Genomic DNA, 10,197 nt, shown 5'->3' with positions numbered 1-10,197 from the left:
ATTCCGCAATGCAGATTGGGAGACGCCACGGGCACCACTATGCCGCCGCATAGTCGTTGGGGCACCCCCAATTGTCCACAATGCAGAATCAGAAACATTGCGTGCCTGACTATGCGACTGCATAGTCGTTGGCGTACACCCGTTAGTCCGCAATGCGGAGTCAGTAACCGAACGGGCTTCACTATGCCGCTGCATAGTTGGTGCTTACCCATTAGTCCGCAATGCGGAGTGAGAAAGTCCACAACTTGGTTGACGACAGCAGATTCGTTGGGGTTCACCCACTAGTCCGCAATGTAGAGTCAAGACTCGAACCTGCCGTAGACCCCAGCCTCGCAGTTGGCGAACCGCCATCAATGCAAAATGACGCCTGATCGGCTGCAGGTTCTTACACTCCGCCCAGGTCGGCGAAAGGTGTGATGTGCGGTTTTACTCTCCCGGTTCGTTTAGAGACCTAGCCGCAGCGGTTGAGGAGCCACAAACGGTGAAGTTGCTTGCTGGTGTGGTGGTCGTCGTAGAGAAATTGCACGAAATCAGCGATGTGGGGCCTGGGCCGTATAGTCGGCAAAGGAATGAATTGCCGCAGGGAGGATCACGTGAGCGTCGCAGCAGCACGAGCAGTCAACTTGAGAAAGTCTTACGGGCAGGGCGATACGGAAGTAGTGGCTCTTGATGGGGTGAACGTTGAGTTTCGGCAGGGTGAGTTCACCGCGATCATGGGCCCGTCGGGATCGGGCAAGTCGACGCTGATGCACGTGATGGCGGGGCTAGATTCGGTGACGTCGGGCGAGGTGTTTGTCGGCGGGACGGAGTTGTCGCAGTTAAACGATAAGGAACTGACGGCTCTGCGGCGGGACCGATTGGGGTTCATCTTTCAGTCGTTCAACTTGGTGCCCACATTGACGGCGTCGGAGAACATTCAACTGCCAACGAACATTGCCGGCCGGACTGTGGATAGGGCGTGGTTCGATGAAATCACCGAACGTCTTGGGTTGGCGGAGCGTCTGAGCCACAGGCCTGCGGAGTTGTCGGGTGGTCAGCAGCAGCGTGTGGCGTGTGCCCGTGCGTTGGTGTCGCGGCCGGAGATCATTTTTGGTGACGAGCCGACGGGCAACCTGGACTCTAACTCGTCGCGTGAGGTGCTGAGCATTTTGCGGACGGCGGTGGATCAGTATGACCAGACGGTGGTGATTGTGACGCATGACGCGAGGGCGGCGTCGTATGCGGATCGTGTGGTGTTTTTGCGGGACGGGAACATCGTTAATGAACTGCGCAACCCGGATATGGATGCCATTTTGGGTGTCATGGCGACGATGGAGGACTAGGGGCCAGTGAACTCCACGATGAATAAGGTGTCGCTGCGTAACCTTGCGGCGCACAAACTGCGGCTCGCGCTGACGGTGTTGGCGGTGGTGCTTGGCACGTCGTTCCTGTCTGGTGCGCTGATGTTCACCAACATGCTGTCGTCGACGTTCGACTCTGCCGTAGACACTGTGCTTGACGACGTCGATGCGGTGGTGCGCCCAGCCGAGGGCGAAAGTGCCTTAGACAAGGAGACAGTCGACGGCATTCGGGCGAATGGGGACGTTGATCGTGTGAACCTGATGGCTGATGAGTCGGTTGTTATCGCGACTGACAATGAGGTGGCGGTGCAGACGCGTCTCGGGTCCTCGCGGCTGGGGGTGTTTTACGAGCCGCAGGACACGGTTGGCCGAACGGTCGAGGTGGTCGAAGGTCACGCACCGAAAGAGATCGGCGATGCGGTGATCAACGCCAATGGTGCTGAAGAATACGGCCTGCATGTTGGGCAGGAGATCATCGTGGTGGACCGCGATGGTCGGAATACGGTGCGCATCACTGGGCTTATCGACGACCCCCTGGTGCAGGCCACCTCTCTACGCCTCGGGGTAACGCCAGAGACTTTCTTGGACTTCTACTCCTATAGCGACCGATATCCCGCGGTGACGGTAGGGGCGAAGGAGGACGTGGGGGACGCAGAGGTGGTGGACAATCTGCGGAGTGAGTTTCCTGACTTGAAAATTGAGACGGGGGCGAAGGTAGCGGAGGAGACGTCGGCGCAGATTCGGGATGCGTTGAGTTTTGTCACGTACTTCTTGGTGGCGTTCGGGCTGGTTGGTCTTTTGGTAGGCACGTTTCTGATCGCGAACACCTTCTCTATGATCGTGGCGCAACGCACGAAGGAGTTCGCGCTGCTGCGGGCTCTGGGGGCGTCGCGCGGGCAGATCACACGCTCGGTGGCGTTGGAGGCAGCATTGGTCGGCCTGTTGGGCTCCGCGCTTGGTGTGGTGGCTGGTGCCGGGCTGGTGTTGGTGATTCGTGCGGGGATGAACTCGTTTGGCATGCCACTTCCACAATCAGGGGTGGGGCTGTCTGTTGATGCGGTGGCGGTGCCGCTGGTCGTCGGCACGGTGGTGACGGTGCTTTCCGCGCTGGCGCCGGCGCGGAAGGCCGGCAAGGTCCGGCCGGTGGAGGCGATGCGGGCGAGCGAGGCCGCGACGCCGCAGCCGCTGGTGTGGCGCACGGTTGTCGGCGCGGTGTTGGTCGTTGTGGCGGTTGCCGCTGCGGGTTACGCAATGACGTGGGATGACGGTGCGACTCGCCACCGGGCGATCCTGGTTGGTGTGGCTGCGCTGAGTGTGATCAGTGGGTTGTTCCTTGCGGGGCCTGCACTGAGCCTTCCGGTTGTGCCGCCGTTGGGGCGCCTGATCGGGGCACCGTTCGGTGAGGTGGGCAGGCTTGCGTCGACAAATACGCGGCGCAACCCGCGCCGGACCGCAACAACTGCGTTCGCGCTGATGTTGGGCATTGCGCTGGTGACCATGATTGGCATGTTGGGTGCGTCGATGAAGCAGTCGGTAGACGATGTGGCTGCAAGTGAGGTGAACGCGGATTACGTGCTGATGGGCCCGGAGATGGGGTCGTTCCCGGTGCCGGGGGATCTGCCGGACAGACTCGCTGAGGTAGACGGTGTGGGCAGTATCGCGTCGTATACCCAGGCACCGATCACGGTCGACGGAGAGTTTGGCTACCAGTTCGGGCCGGTTGGGATGACGGATGTGCTGCGCGGCGACCCGTCGGATCTCATCGACCTCAACGTCGTCGACGGCGACGTATCACTAACGGGTGACTCGCTGATCGCGCCGGATCACATTGCCAAAGAGCGTGGCTGGAAGGTCGGCGATACAGTCCAAGTGGCCGCACCGAGTGCTCCGGGAAAGACCGTCGACGTGACGGTTGCCGGCCTGTTTAGTGGGTCGAATGTGTTGCAGATGTTTGTGGTGTCGGATTCGGCGGCGGCGAAGGTGTCGTCGATAAGCAATACGCGCCTGCTGATGGTGGGCGTTGACAGCGACGGCTCCACCGATCTGGAGACGCTGCGCGCGCGGCTGGAAGATGAGGTGCGCGGCGACATTGTGGTGCAGGTGCGCTCCGCGGAGGAGATGAGTGGCGAGGTTACGGCGCTGATCGATCAGATGCTGTTCATCCTGTACGCGCTGTTGTCGCTGGCTGTGGTGGTGGCGGTGCTTGGCATTGTGAATACGCTGACGCTGTCCGTGATTGAGCGTAGGCAGGAGATTGGTATGTTGCGCGCGGTGGGCTCGCAACGCAGGCAGATCCGCACGATGATCCTGCTGGAGTCGGTGCAGATGACGGTCTACGGCGCGGTGCTGGGCGTGCTGCTGGGGCTTGGGCTTGGCTGGGCGTTCCTGACGGTGCTTGAGAGCCAAGGCTTGACGACGATTGCCGTACCCACCGGGCTCATCGCCACCGTCCTGGCTGCCTCGGTAGTAGTGGGGCTGCTCGCCGCAGTGTGGCCGGGCCAGCGCGCTGCGAAGACACCGCCACTGGATGCGATTGCGGAGTAGGGCTTAGCGGGTGGCGAACGACGCCACCTGCGCACCGATTCCGGCCGCGAGCACCGCGAACGCCGCGGTGCTTATCCCGTACTCGGCGGCGAGGCGGAACTTGCCGTCTTTAATCAACGCCCCGAGTTGGCGGGCCAACAGTGACAGTGTTGAAAGTGCGCCGGCAAACCCAACACCAACGGCGGTTTGCCACATGGAAGGCAGGAAGATTGCCACGCCGATGATGCCGGAGGCGGCGATGTTGGCAATGAAGGTTGCCATCAACAGGTTGTGCACGACGGCCATGATCGCCCAACGCACAAACCCGCCGAGCATGCCGCCGAAAAAGACACCGAGGACGGCGCCGAGCATCCACGTTGCATCAGACATGGTGCTTCACCCGTGACGCATCTCCGGCCATCCACGCCAATGTGGCAGAGACAAGCCCGAGCGTGATGATGAACGCCGCCCACAGCACCGACGAGTGGGATGAGGCCAATGCCACTGCGGAAAGGGTGCTGAACCCGCCGAGGAAGCCCACACCCCAAAACGGCCCCGGCGCGAAGTAGCCCATGGCGTAGCAGGCGGTGAGGTTCACTGCGAAGGTGACGGCTAGGGCGAGCGCTTCCGGGGTGGCGGGGTTGACCCAAATGAGCAAAATGAAGCGTGCAAGCGCCCCGCAGCCCGCACCGAGGGCAACGATGAGGCCGGTTTTCAGGGATGTTATCTGCACGTCTGTCCAGTGTAACCGTTAAGCGCCAAAGGCTCGAAGGCCCCAGCGCAGACCGAACCAGGCAGCCAGGATGCCGATCACGGCGGTAGACAGGCCGTAGCGCAGGGCCTCGCTGTGCTTTTTCGCCTTGATGAGCTCGCCGAGTTCTTTGGCAAAGGTGGACCAGGTAGACAGCGCGCCGGCGAACCCGACGCCGAGGGCTAACTGCCAGGCCACCGGGGTGGTGACGGCGAAGCCTGCGACGGTAGAGCCGACGACGTTGGCGGCGAAGGTGGCGGCGTGGGCGTTGTGGATGATGCGGGACAGTGCGTAGCGGGCGGCACCGCCGAAGAAGGCGCCGGCGAAGACGGCGGCGAGGGTGAGGGCGAGGCTAAGCGCGGCGATGTTAAGCATTGCGGCGGCTCCTGAGTGCGTCGCCTGCGAACCACGCGCCGATGGCGGTGGCGTAGCTCAGCGCAATGATGCCGAGGGCCTCGATGGCCTGCGATTGCATCGCGGCTACAGAGACGGCGGAGTAGGTGGTTAAGCCACCGAGGAAGCCCGTGCCCCACAGCGGGCCGGGCTTCAACAGGCCCATGGCGAAGCAGCCGGCGATGTTCACCGCGAAGGTCAGCGCCAGTGCGGCGGTAGAGCCGGGGGCGGCGCCGAGGATGACGAGGTGTCTGACCACTGCCCCCAACGCCGCGCCGAGGGCGACGGTGAAGGTGGTGGTGAGGGTGTCGTCGATACGCATGGGCGCGAGCCTAGTGCCAATCCATCTTCTGGCGCTCAACGAACGCCGCGACCTCCTCCGGCGACTTCTTCAGGTGCGGATCCCACGCGAGGTACTCGCGGGTCTCGCGCACCACAACGCCGGACAGCAGGAGCAGGCCGATCAGGTTCGGGATGGCCATGAGCCCGTTGGACAGGTCGGAGAAGGTCCACGCCAACTCCAGGGAAGCAACCGCGCCGACAAAGGACAAGGCGGTGAAGAACATGCGGTAGGGGATCGACGCCCACTCGCCGAAGAGTGCCACGATGGCGCGCTCGCCGTAGTAGGACCAGCCCAGGATGGTGGAAAACGCGAAGAAGATCAGCGCCACGGAAACGATCAGGCTGCCCCACTCGCCGGGAAGTGCCTGGCCGAAGGCGGAGGCGGTCATGATGGCGGCTTCCTCGCGGCCCATGTCCCAGGTGCCGGCGGTGACGATGACGAGGCCGGTGATGGTGACGACGATGATGGTGTCGATAAACGTCTGCGTCATGGAAACGAGAGCCTGGCGCGCCGGGTGCTGCGTCTTGGCTGCCGCGGCGGCGATGGCGGCGGAACCCATGCCGGATTCGTTGGAGAAAATACCGCGGGCGACACCGAACTGGATGGCCAGCATGATGCCGGAGCCGACGAAGCCGCCGGTGGCAGCGGTGCCGGTGAATGCGTCGGTGAAGATGGTGGCAATCGCGGCCGGTACGCGGTCTGCCATAAGTACCAGTGCGGTGATGCCGCCGCCGACGTAAATGACAATCATCAGCGGTACGAACGCTGCGGTGATCTTGCCGATGCCCTCAATGCCGCCCAGGACGGCAGCGCCAACGGCGAAGAAGATGATCACGCCGGCCACGTTGGCGCTGATGCCAAACGCGTCGTGCATGCCGGCGGCGATGGAGTTGCCCTGCGCGAGGTTGCCAATGCCGAAGGACGCGAAGATGGTGAACAGGGTAAACGCGGCGGCGAGGAATTTGCCGAAGCCGCCGCCGACACCAGTCTTCAGGTACTCGTGCGGGCCGCCCTGCTGCTTGCCCTTCTTGTCGGTGGTGCGGAAGCGCACACCCAGGTAGGCCTCGGAGTACTTCGACGCCATGCCGACGATGCCGGTGAGCCAGATCCAAAACAGTGCACCAGGGCCACCGATGGAGATCGCGGTGGCCACACCGACGATGTTGCCGGTACCCACCGTCGCCGCCAGCGCGGTGGTCAGTGCCTGGTAGTTGGAGATGTCGCCCGCGCCCTCTTCAGCCTTATCGACGAACGCATGACGCGTCGCCCGACCCAGCGTGCGGAACTGGATACCGCGCAGCCGGACAGTGAGGAACAAACCAGTGCCCAGCAGCAGCGGAATGAGGACGAAAGGCCCCCAAACGATGGACGAGATAGTGCTCAAAATGTCGTTGAGGGTGGAAGCCATGCGGAAGAGTAAAGCATACGCATAGCCGAATAATATAAAACTGGCAGAGTTTAGATTCACGGACGATGATGGAGCTGTCCATACACACCCTCAGCCCGCAACAAAAGGAGCCCCCATGGCACACGAGCGCGCCGGCCAACCCGCCCGCGACGAGGACCTCATCGACATTGCCGAGCTGGTCACCGCCTACTACACCCGCGATATCGACCCCGACAATGTGGACCAGCAAGTGGTGTTCGGCACCTCGGGTCACCGCGGGTCGTCGTTAGATAATGCATTCAACGAAGCGCATATCTTGGCGACGACGCAGGCGATCGTCGATTACCGCCGCGGCGAAGGCATCACCGGTCCGGTCTACATCGGCCGTGACCCCCACGCCCTGTCGGAGCCGGCGATGGTTTCCGCGCTCGAGGTGCTCATTGCCAACGAGGTACCAGTGCGTGTCGACGCCGCCGGGCGCTACACCCCAACCCCAGCCGTCTCTCACGCGATTTTGACCCACCCCGGCGGAAGCGCCGACGGCATCGTGGTTACCCCATCGCACAACCCACCGCGCGACGGCGGCTTTAAATACAACCCGCCAAGCGGCGGACCCGCACCGGCGGAAGCTACGGACTGGATTGCGCGCCGGGCCAACGAATACATTGCCGCAGGCCTGAGGGGCGTGAAGCGGGTATCGGTCAGTGGGGTGCTCGACGACCGTGCGGAGAAGTTCGACTACCTCGACCACTACGTCTCCGACCTGGACAGCGTGGTGGATATGGACGCCATCAAGGCATCTGGCCTGCACATCGGCGCAGACCCGATGGGTGGGGCGAGCGTGGACTACTGGGGAGCGATCGGGGAGCGCTACGGGCTGAACCTCGTGGTGGTCAACCCACGCGTGGACGCCACCTGGCGGTTCATGACCCTGGACACCGACGGCAAGATCCGCATGGACTGCTCCAGTGCAGACTCCATGGCATCGCTCGTGCATAACCGCGACAAGTACGACCTGGCCACCGGCAACGACGCCGACGCGGACCGCCACGGCATTGTCACCCCGGACGCCGGGCTGATGAACCCGAATCACTACCTCGCCGTGGCCATCGAGTACCTGTTTAGTCACCGCGACGGCTGGGCGAAGGACACGGCGGTGGGCAAGACCTTGGTGTCCTCGTCGATGATCGACCGCGTTGTCGCATCGCTCGGGCGTGACCTCGTCGAGGTCCCGGTTGGATTCAAGTGGTTCGTGCCAGGACTCGTCAGCGGCACCATCGGCTTCGGTGGCGAAGAATCCGCCGGTGCGTCCTTCCTGCGCAAAAACGGCAAGGTCTGGTCCACCGACAAGGACGGCCTGATCATGGACCTGCTCGCCGCCGAAATCACTGCGGTAACAGGCAAAACTCCGTCGCAGCGCTACGCCGAGCTCGAAACGCAGTACGGCTCGCCTGCATATGCGCGTATCGACGCCCCCGCAAACCGCGAAGAAAAAGCCACCCTGAAGGCCCTTTCGCCCGACCAAGTGCAGGCGAGTGAACTGGCGGGTGAGGTTATCTCTGCAAAGCTAACGGAGGCTCCAGGAAACGGCGCGGCCATCGGCGGACTGAAGGTGACCACCGAAAACGCCTGGTTTGCCGCGCGCCCCTCCGGCACCGAAGACAAGTACAAGATCTACGCCGAATCGTTCCTCGGCGCGGAGCACGTGGCGCAGGTGCAGGAAGAAGCCAAAGCGCTCGTGTCACAGGTCTTGGGCAAATAGGGGAGTAGAATCAGCCGAGTGAGCACAACGACAGCCGCGCCTGCAACGCGCGACACAAAAACACTGGTCCTGGACGTGTTGTCCGCGTTAGCGCGGTTCTACATGGCCTACATTTGGATCTCTGCTGGGTGGGCAAAAATTGGTGTCCACCTGGATACCGCCAAAACCATCGAGGCCTACGAAATCTTCACCCCAGCCTGGTCCGACTTGCTGGCCCATATCATCGGGCCGCTCGAGCTCGCAGGTGGTTTGTTGCTGCTGCTGGGCATCAACCTGCGCTGGTCGGGCAAGGTGTCCATCTACGTGCTCGTGCTGTTCATCATCGGCATGCTGTCCGCTTGGCAGCGGGGACTCGTTATCGACTGTGGCTGTTTCGACCCGTCCGCAGCCGGCGAAGGGGAGACGAATCTGCTCGCTACGGTGTTCCGCGATGTCATCTACATCGCCATCACAGGCTTCATGATGTGGCGCCCGTTTAAGAAGTTTGCAATTTACCCCTAAACTTGACCGTTGTACGCAGTACCCGTCCACCGCGCCGTGATCGCGGCGCCAACAACAGGAGACACGTGTGACCACACGCAAAGTGCAAAACCCGAACCAGAGCGGTAGCAAGGCCTTCATCTGGGCCGTCGTCGCTGTTATCGCGATTGCTCTGCTTGTCATCGGCATCATTGTCTACAACGGCAAGGCAAACCGCAGCGCTGCAAAGCAGGCGGAGATGATCGACGTCACCGGTATCAACGTCGAGTGGAACCAAGAAGAAGACATCATCCACATCACCGGCGAAAACAAGGATGCCAACAAGGCTGAACTTTTCGAAGACTTCTCCTGCTCCCACTGTGCAGACCTGCACGTTGCTACCGATGAGCAGATGCTGGAGAAGGTCCGCGCGGGTGAAATCAACGTGGACCTGCGCCCGATGACCGCACTGGATGGCGGCATGACGGGCCACTCCACCAAGGCACTGGCTGCCGAGCTGGCGCTGCTGGCCCACGGCGATTTCTCTTCCGCGTTCACCTTGCGCAACTTCCTGTTTGAGAACCAGCAGTCGGCGTACAACAAGTACGACGAGAACGGCTTCGCAGATCTGGCCGCAGACTACGGTGCAAGCGATGAGGCTGTGAAGGATATTCGCGACGGCAAGTTCATCGACACCGCGAAGCGTCTTGGCGACGACAACCGCAAGTACCAGGAAGACAAGACCGGTGAGGCATGGACCCCGCGCGTGCTTGTCGATGGCGAGGATGTGGAAAAGCTCGTCGATATTGAGGAACTCCGAGAGATCACGGGCAACCCGAACCTCGACGAGAAGGAGGACTCTCCGCGTGACTTCTGGCCGGAGGTCCTGGCCAGCCGCTAAACACAAAGACCAATATCGGCTTTTAGCCCCAAGCGGCCTGCATTTGCCCAGGTCGCATCCTGAAGCGGTGGCTAAAAGCCGATATCGCCTTTTGTTGGGGCTGGCGATTTGGCCGGGGGCGGGCTGGCCCGGTATATTGACCAAAGTTCCAAGGGGCTATGGCGCAGTTGGTAGCGCACCACACTGGCAGTGTGGGGGTCACGGGTTCGAATCCCGTTAGCTCCACTCCACAACTACATACCGTTTACACGCGGGGCTATGGCGCAGTTGGTAGCGCACCACACTGGCAGTGTGGGGGTCACGGGTTCGAATCCCGTTAGCTCCACCACGAAGGCTGT

Annotated in this window: 10 protein-coding genes and 2 tRNA genes; 7 read left to right on the top strand and 5 right to left on the bottom strand. The window is 62.1% G+C overall.

Annotated elements, in window-relative coordinates:
* Positions 1-569: 569 nt before the first annotated feature.
* Positions 570-1,322, top strand: a complete 753-nt coding sequence (locus tag HMPREF3120_RS05665; protein ID WP_070451278.1) for an ABC transporter ATP-binding protein — start codon at positions 570-572, stop codon at positions 1,320-1,322.
* A gap of 18 nt (positions 1,323-1,340) precedes the next feature.
* A complete protein-coding gene (locus tag HMPREF3120_RS05660; RefSeq protein ID WP_070451280.1) occupies positions 1,341-3,884 on the top strand; it encodes an ABC transporter permease in 2,544 nt (847 codons plus the stop codon).
* Between the two features lie 3 nt (positions 3,885-3,887).
* Here the strand turns inward: HMPREF3120_RS05660 and HMPREF3120_RS05655 are convergent, their stop codons facing one another.
* From HMPREF3120_RS05655 to HMPREF3120_RS05635, 5 genes are read right to left on the bottom strand one after another with little or no spacing between them, the layout of a single operon-like run.
* On the bottom strand, positions 3,888-4,253 hold the full coding sequence (locus tag HMPREF3120_RS05655) for a FluC/FEX family fluoride channel (RefSeq protein WP_070422609.1): 366 nt from the start codon (positions 4,251-4,253) through the stop codon (positions 3,888-3,890).
* Positions 4,246-4,596: a CrcB family protein gene (locus HMPREF3120_RS05650; protein WP_083284794.1), complete on the bottom strand. Its 351-nt coding sequence runs from the start codon at positions 4,594-4,596 to the stop codon at positions 4,246-4,248. Before HMPREF3120_RS05650 ends, HMPREF3120_RS05655 begins: the two co-directional genes overlap by 8 nt.
* Positions 4,597-4,614: 18 nt before the next feature.
* Positions 4,615-4,989 carry a fluoride efflux transporter FluC gene (locus HMPREF3120_RS05645; protein WP_070451246.1) on the bottom strand — a complete coding sequence of 125 codons (375 nt, stop codon included), beginning with the start codon at positions 4,987-4,989 and terminating at the stop codon, positions 4,615-4,617.
* On the bottom strand, positions 4,982-5,329 hold the full coding sequence (locus HMPREF3120_RS05640; protein WP_070451244.1) for a CrcB family protein: 348 nt from the start codon (positions 5,327-5,329) through the stop codon (positions 4,982-4,984). The genes HMPREF3120_RS05645 and HMPREF3120_RS05640 overlap by 8 nt, the downstream gene beginning before the upstream one ends.
* Positions 5,330-5,339: 10 nt before the next feature.
* Positions 5,340-6,758: an alanine/glycine:cation symporter family protein gene (locus HMPREF3120_RS05635; RefSeq protein ID WP_070451242.1), complete on the bottom strand. Its 1,419-nt coding sequence runs from the start codon at positions 6,756-6,758 to the stop codon at positions 5,340-5,342.
* Between the two features lie 115 nt (positions 6,759-6,873).
* Here HMPREF3120_RS05635 and pgm point away from each other — a divergent pair, with 115 nt between their 5' ends.
* The 5 genes from pgm (at position 6,874) to HMPREF3120_RS05610 (ending at position 10,187) form a co-directional block, all read left to right on the top strand.
* Positions 6,874-8,499: a phosphoglucomutase (alpha-D-glucose-1,6-bisphosphate-dependent) gene (gene pgm, locus HMPREF3120_RS05630; RefSeq protein WP_070451239.1), complete on the top strand. Its 1,626-nt coding sequence runs from the start codon at positions 6,874-6,876 to the stop codon at positions 8,497-8,499.
* A gap of 18 nt (positions 8,500-8,517) precedes the next feature.
* On the top strand, positions 8,518-9,000 hold the full coding sequence (locus HMPREF3120_RS05625; RefSeq protein ID WP_256365999.1) for a MauE/DoxX family redox-associated membrane protein: 483 nt from the start codon (positions 8,518-8,520) through the stop codon (positions 8,998-9,000).
* Positions 9,001-9,067: 67 nt separating this feature from the next.
* Positions 9,068-9,859: a DsbA family protein gene (locus tag HMPREF3120_RS05620; protein WP_070422604.1), complete on the top strand. Its 792-nt coding sequence runs from the start codon at positions 9,068-9,070 to the stop codon at positions 9,857-9,859.
* Positions 9,860-10,011: 152 nt separating this feature from the next.
* A tRNA-Ala gene (locus tag HMPREF3120_RS05615) sits at positions 10,012-10,084 on the top strand.
* Between the two features lie 27 nt (positions 10,085-10,111).
* Positions 10,112-10,187 (top strand) — tRNA-Ala (locus HMPREF3120_RS05610).
* The last annotated feature ends 10 nt before the right edge of the window (positions 10,188-10,197 follow it).

Source organism: Corynebacterium sp. HMSC11D10, assembly GCF_001806995.1.
GTDB classification, from domain to species: domain Bacteria; phylum Actinomycetota; class Actinomycetes; order Mycobacteriales; family Mycobacteriaceae; genus Corynebacterium; species Corynebacterium coyleae.
Note: the sequence above shows the minus strand (reverse complement) of the source record. Positions and strands in the feature narration are given on the sequence as shown.